The sequence below is a fragment of the Methylobacterium variabile genome (genome assembly GCF_001043975.1).
Taxonomy (GTDB): Bacteria; Pseudomonadota; Alphaproteobacteria; order Rhizobiales; family Beijerinckiaceae; genus Methylobacterium; species Methylobacterium variabile.
The window spans coordinates 1-15,870 of the sequence record NZ_LABY01000095.1 but is presented as its reverse complement, the minus strand read 5'-3'; the positions used below and the strand labels follow the sequence as shown (position 1 = coordinate 15,870).

Below are 15,870 nucleotides of genomic sequence, written 5' to 3'. Positions count from 1 at the left end.
GTTGGGATCGCGGAAGGCGGTCAGGCGTCGGGGCAGAGGCGCGGCAGGTGCTGCGCGTACCAGGCCCGGACGCCGGAGAGCGCCGGGTGGGCGAGGTTGCGGGCGAGGTAGCCCTCGATGCGCGGCAGGTGGGCGAGGTAGCCCGGCTTGCCGTCGCGCCGGTCGAGGCGGGCGAAGATGCCGAGGATCTTGGTCGCGCGCTGGGCCCCCAGCACCGCGTAGGCCCGGGCGAAGCCCTGCATGTCGAACTCGGCGTCGCGCAGGCGCCGCTCGCGGGCGTAGAGGCCGAGCAGGCGCAGCTCGAACTCGGCGCTGGCATCGACCCGGGCGTCCTGCAGCAGCGAGGCGACGTCGTAGGCCGGGTGGCCCAGGACCGCGTCCTGGAAGTCGATCAGGCCGATGCGCTCGAGGCCGTCACGCTCGGGCAGCCAGATCAGGTTGGGCGAGTGGTAGTCGCGCAGGGTCCAGGTCCGTGCCTCGGTCTCAAGGCCTTCCAGCGCCTCGCTCCAGGCCGACACGAAGGCCGCCCGCGCCTCGGGCGGGAGCGGCGCGTTGGCGACGAACGGCGCGTACCACTCGGGCAGCAGCTCGGCCTCGAACAGCAGCGCCTCGCGGTCGTAGGGCGGCAGCACGTGGTCGCGACCCTCGGCCACCGGCAGCACCGTCGGCAGGGTCGTGCCGTGCAGGCGCGCCAGCACCTTCACGGCCTCGGCGTAGCGCTCGGGCCGCGGCCCGTTCTGGTCGACGACCGGCTCGCTGCCGAGATCCTCCAGGATCAGGAGCCCCGCATCGAGGTCCTCGCCGAGGATCTTCGGGGCGGAGAGGCCCAGCGCCCGCAGGCCGCGGTCCATCGCCACGAAGGCGTGCACGCTCTCGGCGAGGTGGACGATGGCGCTGTAGGGCTTGCCGTCCCGCACCGGCGGGCCGTCGGGCTTCGGCGGCGAGATCATCAGCACCGCCCTCGTGCCGTCCGGGTTGGTCAGGCGCTCGTAGGTGCGGCTCGAGGCGTCGCCCTGCATGTGGCTGCGCTCGGCCTCGCCCCAGCCGGTGCGGTCGAGGAGGACCCGGAGCGCCCGGGCCCGCATCAGCCGCCCGCCGAGGCCCCCGCCGCCGATCAGGCGGGCGAGCCGGGCGTCGTCGCCGAACTCGGGCTTGAGGGAGAGGTCGATCGCCAGCGTCGGGCCGTGGCGCGGCGGCAGCCGGTCGGGCCACTCGACGAGGGCGATCGCCCGCTCGGTCATCTCGTCGAAGCCGAGCTCGACCAGCTCGTCGGGCCCGCGCAGGCGGTAGAGGTCGGCGTGGACCACGGCCTGCCCGTTCCGGCTCTCGTAGGGCTGGACCAGGGTGAAGGTCGGGCTCGGCACCTCGAGGTCGGGATCACCGACGATCTCGCGGATCACGGCCCGGGCCAGCGTCGTCTTGCCGCCGCCAAGCCCGCCGGAGAGCGCCACCAAGTCGCCGGGCCGCAGGATCTCGGCGAGGAAGCGGCCGAGATCCTCGGTCGCGCTCTCGTCCGGCAGCACGATCTCCCAGGGTGTACGCTCGGCCATGCCCTCCTGATCCACTCCGCCATCCTCGCTCACGGGCCCGTCCGGGGCGTTGAGCCCCTTGATAGCCCATGAACCTTAACCTTTCCCGGCCGTCTCCGGATGCCTGCGACAACGCGCGCAGGGTGCCGAAATATCCAGATCCCGTCACCACCGGCACGAGAGCGGGTCCGCGGCGGCCGTCCTGCCGGCTACTCGGCCGCCGCCAGGTGGGCTTCGCCGTCGCCGACCGGAAAGGTGCAGGCGACCCGCGTGCCCGAGCCGGGACTGGACGCGATGTCGATGCGCCCGCCGTGCAGCTCGACGAAGGAACGCACGATCGACAACCCTAAGCCCACCCCGCGGTGGCGGGTGCCGAGCGTGTGGCTCTCGAAGCGGTCGAACACCCGCGCCATCACCTCGGGCGGCATGCCGCGGCCCTGGTCGATCACCTCCAGCACCAGGCTCTCGCCGTCCTTGCGGGCGCAGACCCGCACCTGCTGGCCCGGGGCCGAGAAGCCGACGGCGTTGGAGAGCAGGTTGAACAGGATCTGGCGGATGCGCTTGCCGTCCGCGACGAAGCTGCCGATGTCGGCCGGCACGTCGAGGACGAGGGCGATGTCGGCCTCCGCCAGGCGGTCGCTGATGCCGCGCACCGCCGCCGCGATGGTGGTCTGCACGTCGACCCGCTCCCGCGTCAGCTCCATCGAGCCGGCATCGATCGAGGCGAGGTCGAGGATGTCGTTGATGATGACGAGGAGCGCCGCCGAGGAGCGCATGATGTGGTCGGCGTACTCGCGCTGGCGCGGGTTGAGGGCGCCGACGGTCTCGTCGCCGAGGAGTTCGGTGAAGCCGATGATGTTGGTGAGCGGCGAGCGCAGCTCGTAGGAGACGTGGTGCACGAACTCGTCGCGAAGACGCGTCGTGCGCTCGAGCGCCTCGTTCTTGTCGGTCAGCGCCCGCTCGACGTTGACGCTCGCCGTGACGTCGATGTGGGTCAGCAGCGTCGCGCCGTCCGGCAGCGGCTCGGCGGCGCAGTCGAGCATGGTGCCGTCCTTGAGGGCGAGGCGGCAGGCGAGGCCGCGGCGGGCGTCGACGAGGCCGGTCACCGCCTCGCGGATCTGCGTCCACGGCTCCTCGGCCGGGCTCAAGGTGCGGCAGACGGCGATCACCTGGTCGATGTGGGGCTGGACCTCGACCATCTCGGGGGCGATGCGCCAGACCTGGGCGAAGGCCCGGTTGGCGAATTTCAGCCGTCCGTCGGTGCCGAACACCGCCACCGGCTCGCGCAGGGTGTCGAGGGTCTCGCTCTGCACCTGCATCAGCACGTTGTAGCGCGACTCGAGGTGGACCCGCTCGGACACGTCCTCGAACAGGTAGGTCAGCCCCCCTTGAGGGTTCGGGTCGGCGAGGACCCGCAGGGTGCGCCCGTCGGGCAGGTGCCACCAGGTCTCCTGCGCCTCCGCGGCCCGGTAGGCGGCCAGCACCCCGGCCTTCCAGGTGCGGAAATCCGCCTGCTCGGGCAGCTTGCGGGCGTTGCGCAGGGTGTCGAGGATCTCGCCGTCGAGGGGCCGGCCCTCCAGGAAGGTGGGGTCGAGGTCCCAGAGCTGCCGGTAGGCGGCGTTGTGGAAGATCAGCTGCTGGCGGGCGTCGAACATCGCCACGGCCGTGGGCAGCTGGTCGAGGGTGCGGACGTTGGCGTCCATCTGGCGCTGCAGGTCGGCGCGCAGCCGCTCAAGCTCCGAGACGTCGACCGCGATGCCGACGATGCCCGCCTCGGTCGCGACCTCGGTGACGTCGAGGGTGCGGCGCTCGCCCGCCACCACGGCGGAGACCCGCAGGGGCCCGCCGCCGCCCCGGGCGCGGCGGCGCTCCGCCTCCTCCCGGGCCGGCCGCTCGAGGAGCTCGGCCCCCTCGCGCACCGCGCGGGCGACGTCCCCCGCCTCGGCGGCGGCCACGTAGGCGGCGTTGGCCCAGGCCAGGCGCCCGTCACGGCTGCGGCGCCAGACCGGCTGGGGGATGGCGTCGAGGAGGCCGGCGAGCGCGCCGAGGCCGTGGCGGGCCTCCTCCAGGGTGGCGCGCAGCTCGACCAGCTCCTGGCGCTCGCCGGTGAGCTCGCGCAGGCGCAGGAGCGCCTGGCCGCCCACCGCCTGGCCCTGCGCCTCGATGGTGCGGCCCTGCAGCGTGTGGACGGTGCGGCGGAAGCGCTCGCCGCGCCCGCGCAGGGTCTCGACTGCGGCGTCGAGGGCGGCCGCGTCGGAGGGCACGAGCCAGGCGCCGAAGGCGAGCACCCGGCGGGCCGAGCCCGGCCGCGACCCCTCCGCGGTGATGCCGACGTCGCCCTCGATCCGCGGCTCGCCGCGGGAATCCCAGGTCACCACCACCTGCGGCTCGGAGCCGAGCAGCAGGTCGGCCCGGTCGTGGGCGCCGCGCAGCTCGGCGAGCTCGGTCGTCAGGGTGTGCTCGCGCCGGGCCCAGCGGGCGCGCTCGCGCAGGTAGAGCAGCGACAGGATGGTGGCGAAGATCGTCAGGCCGATCAGCACCGCGAAGCCCACGGCGTTGTGCGCGTGCAGCCCCGGGGCGCCCTCCGCCGCCTGGGCGGCGGCCGCGAGACCGAGTGCGCCGCCCAATACGCCGGCGCCCACGCGGCCGCCGAGCCGGCGCGGCGTTCGTCCAACCCCCATGATCCGTCCGTCTCCACGCGAGCCGGCGCACCGTCCCGCGACCGGACCGGCACGCCTGCGACCTGAACGCTACGCCTCGACCAACGCCACGACCGACACGCCGCCCGCGACCGCGAAGCGGCATCCCCCACAGAATCGGCCGAACTGTAGCGCGCCCCGGATTCGGGCAGGAAGGGGTGAATTGGGGGGAGACCGGCGATACCGGTGCGGAGCACCGTCAAGGGCACAGAAATGCCACACCCGCGTCGGAACAAAGGCGGAACTCATGTTGCCAGCCCGCCCGCACAACCTCTGGGGCATGACGCACACGCAAAAAGAAGAGCCCGGCCTCACGGCCGGGCTCTCGAACTCACGACTGCGGAAGTCGTGCGATCTCAGTAACGGTAGTGGTCCGGCTTGAACGGGCCGGCCTGGTTGACGCCGATGTAGGCGGCCTGGTCCTCGCGCAGCTTGGTCAGCTTGACGCCGATCTTCTCGAGATGCAGCGCCGCGACCTTCTCGTCGAGGGCCTTGGGCAGGGTGTAGACCTTGTTCTCGTACTTGCCCGGGTTGGTCCAGAGCTCGATCTGGGCGAGCGTCTGGTTGGTGAACGAGGCCGACATCACGAAGGACGGGTGGCCCATGGCGTTGCCGAGGTTCACCAGGCGGCCCTCCGACAGGAGGATGATGCGGTGGCCGTCGGCGAACTCGATCTCGTCGACCTGCGGCTTGATGTTCTGCCACTTCAGGTTCTTGAGACCCGCGACCTGGATCTCGTTGTCGAAGTGGCCGATGTTGCAGACGATCGCCCGGTCCTTCATCGCCCGCATGTGGTCGAGGGTGATGACGTCCTTGTTGCCGGTCGCGGTCACGAAGATGTCGGCGCGGGGCGCGGCATCTTCCATGGTGGTGACCTCGTAGCCCTCCATCGCGGCCTGGAGCGCGCAGATCGGGTCGACCTCCGAGACCAGCACGCGGCAGCCGGCGTTGCGGAGCGAGGCGGCCGAGCCCTTGCCGACGTCGCCGAAGCCCGCGACCATCGCGACCTTGCCGGCCATCATCACGTCGGTGCCGCGGCGGATGCCGTCGACCAGCGACTCGCGGCAGCCGTAGAGGTTGTCGAACTTCGACTTCGTGACCGCGTCGTTGACGTTGATCGCCGGGAAGAGGAGCTTGCCCTCCTTGGCGAGCAGGTACAGGCGGTGCACGCCGGTGGTGGTCTCCTCCGAGACGCCCTTGATCGACTCGGCGAGGCCGGCGAACCAGCCCTTCGGCTTCTCGGCCAGCATGCGCTTGAGGAGCGCGAAGAAGATCTCCTCCTCCTCGGAGCCCGGCTTGTCGAGGAAGGCGGTGTCGCCCTGCTCGGCGCGCAGGCCGAGATGCACGAACATCGTGGCGTCGCCGCCGTCGTCGAGGATCATGTTCGGCATGCCGCCGTCATGCCACTCGAACAGCTTGGCGGTGTAGTCCCAGTAATCCTTCAGGGTCTCGCCCTTGATGGCGAAGACCGGGATGCCGGCGGCGGCGATCGCGGCGGCGGCGTGGTCCTGGGTCGAGTAGATGTTGCACGAGACCCAGCGGATGTCGGCGCCGAGAGCCTTCAGGGTCTCGATCAGCACCGCGGTCTGGATCGTCATGTGCAGCGAGCCGGCGATCTTGGCGCCCTTCAGCGGCTGGCTCGCGGCGTATTCCTGGCGCACGGCCATCAGGCCGGGCATCTCGGTCTCGGCGATCGCGATCTCCTTGCGGCCGAAATCGGCCAGCGCGATGTCCTTGACGATGTAGTCCTGCGTGCTCGGCATTGTCGGGCTCCCCGTGTCGGCCGGTTCGGCTGCGCCTATACCAGCCGCCCGGCGGGGAGGCAATCAAGATATAAAGATGTCTTTATGCGACTGGTTCGAAGGTGGGCTGGCCGTCAGCGCCGCCCTCCCGCGGCCGCGCTTGCACGCCTCTTGCTGCTGCGCTTGCACGCCTCTTGCAGACGTCAGGCGCGTCAACGCGGCGGCCCGACGGGCCCCGCCAGCCGGGGTCCTTCGATGCGTCACGCCTCCCTCTCGCGCCGTCAGCTGCTCGCCGGCGCCTCGGCCCTCGCGGCGCTCGGGCCGACCGGCGCCGTCCTGGCGCAAGGAACGGCCTCCGCCGGCGCGGAGAAGGCGTCCGGCAGCCTGACCTACGGCATCTCGCTGTTCGACCTGCCGCTCACCACCGGCCAGCCGGACCGGGGCGCGGGCGGCTACCAGTTCACCGGGCTCACCCTCTACGATCCCCTGGTGGCCTGGGAGCTCGACGTCGCCGACCGGCCGGGCAAGCTGGTGCCGGGGCTGGCCACCGCCTGGGAGAGCGACGCCTCGGACCGCCGCAACTGGGTCTTCCGCCTGCGCGAGGGGGTCAAGTTCCACGACGGTTCGGCGTTCGACGCCGACGCGGTGATCTGGAACTTCGACAAGGTGCTCGACGCCAAGGCACCGCACTACGACCAGCGCCAGGCCTCGCAGGTGCGCCCGCGCCTGCCCTCGGTGGCGTCGTACAAGAAGCTCGACGCCATGACGGTGCAGGTCACCACCAAGGCGGTCGACGCGCTCTTCCCCTACCAGATGCTGTGGTTCCTGATCTCGTCGCCGGCGCAGTACGAGGCAGTGGGACGGGACTGGACCAAGTTCGCCTTCCAGCCCTCCGGCACCGGCCCCTACCGCCTCGCCGCCCTGGTGCCGCGGGTGCGCCTCGACCTCGTGCCGAACGAGACCTACTGGAACCCCAAGCGCATGCCACGACTGGCGAAGCTGACGCTCGCCTGCATCCCGGAGGACCTGGCCCGCGCCAACGCGCTGCTCTCCGGCAACGCCGACCTGATCGAGCTGCCCGCTCCCGACGCGGTGCCGCGCCTGAAGGGCGCCGGCATGCGGGTGACCGGCAACGACACGCCGCACGTCTGGAACTATCACCTCTCCATGCTGGAGGGCAGCCCGTGGCGCGACCTGCGCCTGCGCAAGGCGGCCAACCTCGCCATCGACCGGGAGGGCGTCGCGGCCCTGATGGGCGGGCTCGCGACGCCGGCCGTCGGGCAGGTCCAGCCCTCGAGCCCGTGGTTCGGCAAGCCGAGCTTCAAGATCGGGTACGACGTCGACGCGGCGCGCAAGCTGGTGAAGGAGGCGGGCTACACGCCCCAGAACCCGCTGCGCACCAAGTTCATCATCCCGACCGGCGGCTCGGGCCAGATGCTGTCCCTGCCGATCAACGAGTTCGTGCAGCAATCCTGGGCCGAGATCGGCATCGCGGTCGAGTTCCAGGCGGTCGAGCTCGAGGTCGCCTACACCGCCTGGCGCCAGGGCGCCGCCGACCCGTCGATGAAGGGCATCACCGGCAGCAACATCGCCTACGTCACCTCCGACCCACTCTACGCCATCTTGCGCTTCTACGATTCGAAGCAGGTCGCGCCGACCGGCGTGAACTGGAGCCACTACCGCAACCCGGAGGTGGACAAGCTCTGCGACGCAGTGCGGGCGAGCTTCGACCCGGCCGAGCAGGACCGGATGCTGGCGCGCATCCACGAGATCGTGGTCGACGACGCAGTGCAGGTCTGGGTCGTGCACGACACCAACCCGCACGCGCTCTCGGCCAAGGTGAAGGGGTACACCCAGGCGCAGCACTGGTTCCAAGATCTGACGACGCTCGGATAGGGGCGGTCCGCGAAGCGGGGGGTGCGTCGGCTCGCTCTACGGACCGGCGTAGTCTTGCCTGTCGGAGCCTGCCTGTTTTGGCCCCGACGGCATCCATGTCCTCCGCGTCATTCCGGGCTCTGCTGCGTGGCCCCGGAATGACGCGGAGGGTGTCAAGACTGTCGCGCAAGGCAAGAAGGCTCCGGGTCGTCAGCCGCGCGGGGCCGCGTAGCGCTGCCCCGCCACCCGGTGATCGGCGTCGACCTCGGCGCGCGCACCGACGATCCGCGGCCGGCGCCCGTCCGCGAGCGCATGCACCGCCATCGTCTCGCTCCGCCCTCGCAGCTGGTACGATCCGAGCGCCTCGGCCGTGATGCCCTCGGGCAGGACCGGCAGCCGGGAGAGAACCGCCTCCGAGATCAGCACGGCCCGCCTGGTCTCCCGGCACAACCCTTCGAGCCGGGCAGTCGCGTTCATGACGTCGCCGAAATACGCGATCTTGTGCCGGTCGACGCCGACCTCCGCCGTGACCACGCTGCCGCCGTGCAGGGCGGCACGCAGCTCGGGCACCAGGCCGAAGCGCGCGAGCCAGCTGTCCCGGTCGGCTTCCAGGGCCCGGCGGATCGCGAAGACGCAGGCGACGCAGCGCGCCCGCTCGACGCCGCGCGCGAGCGGCCAGGAGACGATGACCTGATCGCCGATGTAATCGTCGACTTGGCCGCGGTAGCGGCGCACCGGCTCGGCGATCGCGGAGAACACCGCCGTCAGCAGCTCCTGCGCGGCGATGTCGCCGTGCCGCTCCGCGTAGGCCGTCGACCCGGCGAGATCGAGGAAGAGGAAGACGCGCTCCTCCCTGACCGGCCGGTGGTAGCGCCCGAGGATGAGGTTCACGAACGTCTCCCCGCCGATCAGGTCGCGCACGCGCAGGACCGAGACGATGATCGCCGACATCGCCAGCGCGAAGGGGATGGTGGAGAGCTTCGGCGTGACCGCCCCTATCAGGGGCTTCTCCACGATGCCGAGCGTCCAGAGGACCAGACCGGTCAGCGCCATGCTGACGACGATCACGAGCACCAGGCTGATCTCCGCGGCCGCGAAATAGGCCAGCGTGGGCAGCCGCCGCAGGCGCTCCGTGTAGCCGGCGAGGAAGACGCCGCGCTCGTACGCGATGGCGAGCACGCCGATGCAGGTCCCGTAGATCATCCCCGCGGTGTTCGGCCCGTCGGCGAACAGGAGGCCGTGCAGGGCACCGAACGAGGCGCTTACAGCGGCGATGATGATCCAGAAGGTCGCGGTGCCGTACGACATCGTCTTCCCCGGCTCTGGAGTGTTGCCATAGGGATGAGCGAGCAATAGCGGCGACACGATGATCACCGGAGACTTGGCGGCATCGGACGAGCCGTCATCGTGCGGCAGCGCACAGGCCGACACCGCGGGTGGTTGAGCTGCGGTGTTGCTCGGAGCGGCGTCCGCGTCACACCTGTCCCGTCGCCGCGACGGTCAGACTGCTCGGCTCACGACACCGGCAGGTGCGATGCGGGCAGCCCCGCGGTCTATCGTAAGCCACTCCCCTTTCCCGGACGACGGGAACGAAATGGAAGGAGATCCGGGATCCAGCCGAAGACGTGCCGCTAAGCGGCTCTGTCTTTGCATGGCTGCGGACAGACAAGCGGACGCTTCGCGACTTTTCGTGCTGGATCCCGGATCTAATTCCGCTGACGCTGCAGTCGTCCGGGAAAGGGAGAGTGGCTTACGACGGAACGGGAACCTGTCGGCACCGCATCCGCCAGCGTCGCGTGCCGTGGCCGGGCTGGTCGCGGATAGATCCGAGGAACACCGGTCGCCCGCTCACTCCACCCCGAACACCCGGGCCACATCCCCCTCCCCCATCACCCGGTACTGCCCGGGCTCCAGGTCGGCCGGCAGTTCCAGCGCGCCGACCCGATCGCGGTGCAGCGCCGTGACGTGGTTGCCGACCGCGGCGAACATCCGCCGGACCTGGTGGTAGCGTCCTTCCGTGAGGGTCACCGCGGCACTCGTCGGCCCGTGCACCTCCAGGGTCACCGGCAGCAGCGGCTTCTCCTCCCCTTCCAGCATCAGCGTGCCGGAGGCGAACACCGCGCCCTCGTCGCCGCGCAAAGGCCGGTCCAGCGTCACCTGGTAGCGCTTCGAGACGCTGGCCTTCGGCGAGATGATCCGGTGCAGGAGCGCGCCGTCGTCGGTGAGGAGCAGGAGGCCGGAGGTCTCCTTGTCGAGGCGGCCGACGGTCGAGAGCGGCGGCTCGCGCCGGCGCCAGCGCGGCGGCAGCAGGCCGTAGACGAGCGGGCCGGCCTCCTTGTGCGAGCAGGTGACGCCGAGCGGCTTGTGCAGCATCAGGGCCAGGCCCGGCGGCGGATCGAGCGGCTTGCCGCTGACGGTGAGGCGGGCCGGCAGGCCGGGGTCGAGGGCGATGCGCTGATCGGCGTCGCGCAAGGGAGTGCCGTCGAGCACGACGGCGCCGGCGCGGGCGAGCATCTGGATCTCGCGGCGCGATCCGTAGCCGAGATTGGCGAGCAGCCGGTCGAGCCGCACCGAGGCGGTCTTGCCCTTGCCGCTCATTTGCGCGCCTCGTGGATCTTGTAGCCGTGCGCGGCGGCCCGGGGCGTCACCTCGCGAAACACTTCCGAGAGCGTCGCCTCGTAGGGCAGGTGGGTGTTGGCGGTGAGCCAGAGCGTCCCGCCGGGCCGCAACGCCGCGGCGGCGCGGCGGATGAAGGCCTGGCCGAGCGCCCGGTCCTCGGCGCCGCCGTCGTGGAAGGGCGGGTTCATCACCACGAAGTCGAGGCGCTCCGGCACCGCGTCCGCCGCCCGGGCATCCTTCCAGGCGACCGTGACGCGGGGATCCTCGACGTTGCGCCGCGCCGCCGCCACCGCCCGGCGGTCGTTGTCGACGAGGGCGAGACCCGTCACCTTCGCCGAGGCCAGCACGGCCCGGGCGAGCACCCCGAGGCCGCAGCCGAGATCGGCGCCGCGCCCGGAGAGCGGGGGCAGGGTCTCGATCAGGAGCGCCGTGCCGGGATCGATCCGGTTCCAGGAGAAGATGCCGGGCTGCGACCACAGGCCGAGATCGGGCACGAGCCGGGCCGCCCCCTCGGCGATCGCCGCGTCGAGGCCGGTCGGCGCATCCGGCCGCGCGGTGCGCACGATGCGGTGGTGGCGCCGGGCGCTCTCGTCGAGGCGGCAGCCGAAGCCGGCGAGCTCGCGGGAGAGCCGCGAGCCGCCCTTGTCCTTCGGGGCGAGCACGGTCAGAGGCGCGCCGGGGCTGAGCGCGCGCACGCTCAGGGCCAGGGCGTGGCGACGCTCGAGGGTGCCGGGCGGCGCCAGCACGGTGAGGCCGGCGAGCGTCCCGGGACCCAGCTCCTCCAGGGCGGTGCTGCCCGGGACGAGGGGGGAGAGCTGCACCGCGCCCTCCGGCACCTCGGCGAGGTCGGCGGGCGGATGGCCGTAGACGCCGTGCGGCGCGGCAGGACGGTCGGTCACGATAGTCAGCCGCGGGGGAATTCCAGGCCCATCTCGCGGTAGCGCTCGGGGTCGTCGGCCCAGTTCTCCCGCACCTTCACGAACAGGAACAGGTGGACCTTCGCCTCGGCCGCCTCGGCGATGTCGATCCGGGCGGCCTGGCCGATGGCCTTGATGGTCTGCCCGCCCTTGCCGAGCACGATCGAGCGCTGGCTCTCGCGCTCGACGAAGATGGTCTGCTCGATCCGCACCGAGCCGTCCGGCCGGACCTGCCACTGGTCGGTCTCGACGGTCGAGGAATAGGGCAGCTCCTCGTGCAGCCGGTCGTAGATCTTTTCCCGGGTGATCTCGGCGGCGAGCATCCGCAGCGGCGCGTCGGAGACCTGGTCCTCGGGGTAGAGCCAGGGGCCGGGCGGCATCCGGGCGGCGAGGTCGCGGCGCAGGTCGTCGACCCCGTCGCCGGTGAGCGCCGAGATCATGAAGGTGCGCTCGAACGGCACCCTCTCGTTGAGGGAGGCGGCGAGCGCCAGCAGGCGCTCGCGGGCGATCACGTCGATCTTGTTGAGCACCAGGAATTTCGGGCGCTTCAGCTCCGGCAGCCGCTTGAGGATCGCATCGACCTCCTCGTCCACGCCCTTGCGGGCGTCGATCAAGAGGCAGACCGCGTCGGCATCCGCCGCGCCGCTCCAGGCCGAGGTGACCATCGCCCGGTCGAGGCGGCGCTTGGGCGCGAAGATGCCGGGCGTGTCGACGAGGACGATCTGCGCCGCGCCCTCCATGGCAATGCCGCGCACCAGCGCCCGGGTGGTCTGCACCTTGCGCGAGACGATCGACACCTTGGTGCCGACGAGGCTGTTGAGCAGGGTGGACTTGCCGGCATTCGGCACCCCGATCAGGGCGACGAAGCCCGCGCGGGTCTCCTGCGGCGGGCCGGACTCCTCGGGAACGGCGGCGTCGGTGTTGGGTGCGGTATCGTCGGTCATTCTGCCTGCTCCCCGGGTTCGTCCCCGGTCCACAGCCCCTCGCGGACCAGCAGCGCGCGCGCGGCCGCCTGCTCGGCCAGGCGCTTCGAGCCGCCGATGCCGAGGCCGGGCGCGACGCCGGTCACCCGGGCCTCGATGCGAAATTGCGGCGCGTGGTCGGGCCCGGCCCGCTCCACCACCACGTAGGTCGGGGTCGGCCAGCCCTGGCCCTGCGCCCATTCCTGCAACGCCGATTTCGGGTCGCGGCTCCGCGTGCCCTCGGTCTGGCGGCCGGCCTCGAAGGCGCGGTCGATCACCGCCTTGGCGGCACCGTACCCGGCATCGAGGAAGATCGCGCCGAGGATTGCCTCGCAAACGTCGGCGAGGATCGCCGCGTTGCGGCGCCCGCCGCCATGGACCTCCCCGCCGCCGAGGTTCAGGTGCGGCCCGACCTCCCAGGCGTTGGACACCATGGCGCAGCTCTCGCGCCGCACCAGGCTCGACAGGCGCCGCGACAGGTCGCCCTCGTCGGCCCCCGGCAGAGCGGTGTAGAGCCCGTCCGCCACCGCGAGGCCGAGCACCCGGTCGCCGAGGAACTCGAGGCGCTGGTAGCTGCCCTGGCCGTTCGTCGCGCTGACGTGGGTGAGCGCCCGCACCAGCAGGTCGCGGTCGGCGAAGCGGTGGCCGATGCGCTCTTCCAGCACCGAGAGGTCGGGCCGGCGCCGCATCCCGCGCTTGCGCCGCGGCGCGGCCTCCCCCGGTCCCGGGACGGGGTCGTCGGCCTGCGGCGATCCGGCTGCGTCAGCGGCACTCAAGCTCCCAGGCTCCCGTCAATGGATCGGCTTGAACAGCCGGTTCCAGCGCACCGTCCACGGCCAGTTCCAGACCTGCCAGGCAGCGGCGCCCTCGTCGATCGAGAAGAAGATCACCTCGGCCCGGCCGATCAGGTTCTCGAACGGCACGTAGCCGACATTGCCGAGGTCGCGGGAATCGGTGGAGTTGTCGCGGTTGTCGCCCATCATGAAGAAGTGGTTCGGCGGCACGGTGTAGACCTGGGTGTTGTCCCACAGGCCGCGGTCGCCGTCGCGCTCGATGATGTTGTGGGTGACGCCATTGGGCAGGGTCTCCTGGTACTGCGGCACCAGGGTCGGCTGGCCGAAGGCGTCGGTGGTGGAGTAATCGGCGATGCGCTCGCGCTTGACCGGCCGGCCGTTGATGTTGAGCACGCCCTCGATCACCTGGATCCGGTCGCCCGGCAGGCCGATCACCCGCTTGATGTAATCGGTGGCGTTGTCCTTGGGCAGCTTGAACACCACGATGTCGCCGCGCTTGGGCTCGGCGCCCCAGATCCGGCCCTTGGCCTCGAACGGCAGATACTCGCTCAAGGGAAGGGAGTACTTGGAGTAGCCCAGCGAGTACTTCGAGACGAAGAGGTAGTCGCCGATCAGCAGGGTTGGGATCAGCGAGCCGGACGGGATGTTGAACGGCTGGAACAGCAGGGTGCGGACCACGACGGCGATCAGCAGCGCCTGGACGCCGACCTTGACGGTCTCCTTGATCGAGTCCCAGAGTCCGGCATCCTTGCCGCGTTTCAGGTCCTGGTCCGTGCGTGCGCGATCCATGATCTCGTCTCTCCGGCGGTCCGTGCTGAAATTCGCCTGGGCACCCGCCGAGGGCACGCGGCCGGCTTTTCGCGCGGTGCGGGGGGTCTAGACCAACGCTTGCCCGCCCGCAACGCGGTGCGGCAGGCGGGGGCGAATCACTTGTCGAGTCACTCGCCAGGTCACTTGCCGGATCGCTCGCCGAATCACGTGCCGGGGCTGGCGGGCTCAGCCCTCCGGCAGCGCCTCGATGATGACGAAGGCCTGGGCGAGCGGCGGGTCGTCCGTGAGGGTGACGTGGACGACCGGGCGGTGGCCCGGGGGCATCAGGGCGGCGAGGCGTTCGGCCGCGCCGTTGGTGAGCCGCAGGGTCGGGCGGCCGCCGGGCAGGTTCACCACCTCCATGTCGCGCCAGAACACGCCGTGGCTCAGGCCGGTGCCGAGGGCCTTCGAGCAGGCCTCCTTGGCGGCGAAGCGCCGGGCGTAGGACGGCGCGCGGGCAGCGCGCCGGTCGCTGCGGGCGCGCTCGCCCTCGGTGAAGACCCGGTGGGTGAAGCGGTCGCCGAAGCGCTCGAGCGAGCGCTCGATGCGGCGGATGTCGCAGAGGTCCGAGCCGATGCCGACGATCATGCGGCGACCCCTGCCTGCGCGCGGCCGGCGTCCATCGCGGCCCGCATCGCCCGGATCGCGGCCGGAAGCCCGTCGAAGATCGCCTCGGCCATCAGGGCGTGGCCGATGTTGAGCTCGCGGACCTGCGGCAGGGCCGCCACCGGGCCGACGCTGTCGACCGTGAGGCCGTGGCCGGCATGGATCTCGAGGCCGAGGGCGCTCCCGTGCTCGGCCGCGCGGGCGAGGCGGGCGAGCTCGGCCCGCACCCTCCCCTCGTCCCCGGCGACGACCGCCTCGCAGTAGGTGCCGGTATGCAGCTCGACCACGGGCGCCCCCAGCGCCCGGGCCGCCTCCATGACGTGCACCTCCGGCTCGACGAAGAGCGAGACCCGCACCCCGGCCTCGTTGAGCTGCCGGATGACCGGCGCGAGGTGCTCGCGGCCGCCGACGATGTCGAGCCCGCCCTCGGTGGTGCGCTCCTCGCGCTTCTCCGGCACCAGGCAGGCGGCGTGGGGCCGGAGGCGCAGGGCGATCCCCAGCATCTCGTCGGTCGCGGCCATCTCGAAGTTCAGCGGCCGGTCGATCTCGCGCATGAGCCGCTCGACGTCGTCGTCGCGGATGTGGCGGCGGTCCTCCCGCAGGTGGGCGGTGATGCCGTCGGCCCCGGCCGCGACTGCCGCGCGGGCCGCCCGCACCGGATCCGGCATCGTGCCGCCGCGGGCGTTGCGCAGGGTGGCGACGTGATCGACGTTGACGCCGAGGCGGAGAGGGGACGCGGGCATCGGGCGGGCTCCAGGGCTCGCCCGCGATGTAGCGTGGCCCACCCGGCGCCGCCAGCCGTCCCGGGGCGGCGCAAAGGACGGCCCCCCGGACAATACTCCCCCGCAAACCCCGGGGCCGCGCCGCATCCGCCTGGACACCTCGCCCGCTGCGCCGCACTGTGGGCGCTCCGCGGCGCGGGCGCGGATGCCCGCCCGGCGCGGCAGCGCCCCGCCGCGACAACCCGACGCTCGATGCTCGGGCGGGCCGCCGCGCCTGCCCCGGAGGCCCACGATGTCTGCTCGACGGCTCGACCGCGGCGGTGACGCGCCCGCCCGGCTGCCCCTGCCGCTCCGCCCCCACAACTTCGCCGCGTTCCTCCTCCATCCGGAACCCAGCGCCCCGGCCGCGGTTGCCCGGGGAGCGTTTCGTGTGACCCAACGAGAGGCCCGCTTGCCCGGAACCCTGCGGATGATTGTGACGGCCCTCGCCGCGCTCACGGCCGTGTCGGCCGCCGAGGCGCAGCAGGGCTCGGCGCCCGCGGACGCGCAGAAGCCGCCGGCGGCGGCTCCCGCCCCGACGGCTCCGGCGCCCACC

12 protein-coding genes are annotated in these 15,870 nt (G+C 71.9%); 1 reads left to right on the top strand and 11 read right to left on the bottom strand.

Annotation, left to right across the window (positions count from 1 at the left end; genetic code table 11):
* Nucleotides 1–20: 20 nt before the first annotated feature.
* The 3 genes from tsaE to ahcY all read right to left on the bottom strand — a co-directional run bounded on the left by tsaE (nt 21) and on the right by ahcY (nt 5,991).
* Nucleotides 21–1,550 (bottom strand): tRNA (adenosine(37)-N6)-threonylcarbamoyltransferase complex ATPase subunit type 1 TsaE, encoded by a 1,530-nt coding sequence (tsaE, locus tag VQ02_RS14670; protein ID WP_209437019.1) that lies wholly within the window; start codon nt 1,548–1,550, stop codon nt 21–23.
* 188 nt (nt 1,551–1,738) lie between these two features.
* On the bottom strand, nt 1,739–4,210 hold the full coding sequence (locus VQ02_RS14665) for a sensor histidine kinase (protein WP_048444942.1): 2,472 nt from the start codon (nt 4,208–4,210) through the stop codon (nt 1,739–1,741).
* A gap of 374 nt (nt 4,211–4,584) precedes the next feature.
* Complete coding sequence (gene ahcY, locus VQ02_RS14660; protein WP_048444941.1) at nt 4,585–5,991, bottom strand: adenosylhomocysteinase; 1,407 nt, start codon at nt 5,989–5,991, stop codon at nt 4,585–4,587.
* A 234-nt stretch (nt 5,992–6,225) separates the two neighbouring features.
* Here ahcY and VQ02_RS14655 point away from each other — a divergent pair, with 234 nt between their 5' ends.
* Nucleotides 6,226–7,866, top strand: a complete 1,641-nt coding sequence (locus VQ02_RS14655) for an ABC transporter substrate-binding protein (protein WP_048444940.1) — start codon at nt 6,226–6,228, stop codon at nt 7,864–7,866.
* A gap of 189 nt (nt 7,867–8,055) precedes the next feature.
* Here VQ02_RS14655 and VQ02_RS14650 read toward each other — a convergent pair whose 3' ends face one another.
* From VQ02_RS14650 to VQ02_RS14615, 8 genes are all read right to left on the bottom strand, one after another.
* Nucleotides 8,056–9,153 (bottom strand): adenylate/guanylate cyclase domain-containing protein, encoded by a 1,098-nt coding sequence (locus tag VQ02_RS14650; protein WP_048444939.1) that lies wholly within the window; start codon nt 9,151–9,153, stop codon nt 8,056–8,058.
* A gap of 540 nt (nt 9,154–9,693) precedes the next feature.
* Nucleotides 9,694–10,443, bottom strand: a complete 750-nt coding sequence (locus VQ02_RS14645) for a pseudouridine synthase (protein ID WP_048444938.1) — start codon at nt 10,441–10,443, stop codon at nt 9,694–9,696.
* Nucleotides 10,440–11,363, bottom strand: a complete 924-nt coding sequence (locus tag VQ02_RS14640; protein WP_048444937.1) for a class I SAM-dependent methyltransferase — start codon at nt 11,361–11,363, stop codon at nt 10,440–10,442. The genes VQ02_RS14645 and VQ02_RS14640 overlap by 4 nt, the downstream gene beginning before the upstream one ends.
* A 5-nt stretch (nt 11,364–11,368) precedes the next feature.
* A complete protein-coding gene (gene era / locus VQ02_RS14635) occupies nt 11,369–12,325 on the bottom strand; it encodes a GTPase Era (RefSeq protein ID WP_048444936.1) in 957 nt (318 codons plus the stop codon).
* Nucleotides 12,322–13,032 (bottom strand): ribonuclease III, encoded by a 711-nt coding sequence (rnc, locus tag VQ02_RS14630; RefSeq protein WP_048444935.1) that lies wholly within the window; start codon nt 13,030–13,032, stop codon nt 12,322–12,324. The genes era and rnc overlap by 4 nt, the downstream gene beginning before the upstream one ends.
* A gap of 102 nt (nt 13,033–13,134) precedes the next feature.
* A complete protein-coding gene (gene lepB, locus VQ02_RS14625) occupies nt 13,135–13,926 on the bottom strand; it encodes a signal peptidase I (protein ID WP_048444934.1) in 792 nt (263 codons plus the stop codon).
* 207 nt (nt 13,927–14,133) lie between these two features.
* On the bottom strand, nt 14,134–14,535 hold the full coding sequence (gene acpS / locus VQ02_RS14620) for a holo-ACP synthase (RefSeq protein ID WP_048444933.1): 402 nt from the start codon (nt 14,533–14,535) through the stop codon (nt 14,134–14,136).
* A complete protein-coding gene (locus VQ02_RS14615) occupies nt 14,532–15,296 on the bottom strand; it encodes a pyridoxine 5'-phosphate synthase (protein ID WP_048444932.1) in 765 nt (254 codons plus the stop codon). The genes acpS and VQ02_RS14615 overlap by 4 nt, the downstream gene beginning before the upstream one ends.
* Nucleotides 15,297–15,870 lie beyond the last annotated feature (574 nt).

Bases quoted from the DNA above. Each gene is read 5' to 3' on its own strand.
- lepB (WP_048444934.1), bottom strand. From the start codon at position 13,926: ATGGATCGCGCACGCACGGACCAGGACCTGAAACGCGGCAAGGATGCC.
- acpS (WP_048444933.1), bottom strand. From the start codon at position 14,535: ATGATCGTCGGCATCGGCTCGGACCTCTGCGACATCCGCCGCATCGAG.
- VQ02_RS14645 (WP_048444938.1), bottom strand. From the start codon at position 10,443: ATGAGCGGCAAGGGCAAGACCGCCTCGGTGCGGCTCGACCGGCTGCTC.
- rnc (WP_048444935.1), bottom strand. From the start codon at position 13,032: ATGCGGCGCCGGCCCGACCTCTCGGTGCTGGAAGAGCGCATCGGCCAC.
- VQ02_RS14615 (WP_048444932.1), bottom strand. From the start codon at position 15,296: ATGCCCGCGTCCCCTCTCCGCCTCGGCGTCAACGTCGATCACGTCGCC.
- VQ02_RS14650 (WP_048444939.1), bottom strand. From the start codon at position 9,153: ATGTCGTACGGCACCGCGACCTTCTGGATCATCATCGCCGCTGTAAGC.
- era (WP_048444936.1), bottom strand. From the start codon at position 12,325: ATGACCGACGATACCGCACCCAACACCGACGCCGCCGTTCCCGAGGAG.
- tsaE (WP_209437019.1), bottom strand. From the start codon at position 1,550: ATGGCCGAGCGTACACCCTGGGAGATCGTGCTGCCGGACGAGAGCGCG.
- VQ02_RS14665 (WP_048444942.1), bottom strand. From the start codon at position 4,210: ATGGGGGTTGGACGAACGCCGCGCCGGCTCGGCGGCCGCGTGGGCGCC.
- VQ02_RS14655 (WP_048444940.1), top strand. From the start codon at position 6,226: ATGCGTCACGCCTCCCTCTCGCGCCGTCAGCTGCTCGCCGGCGCCTCG.
- ahcY (WP_048444941.1), bottom strand. From the start codon at position 5,991: ATGCCGAGCACGCAGGACTACATCGTCAAGGACATCGCGCTGGCCGAT.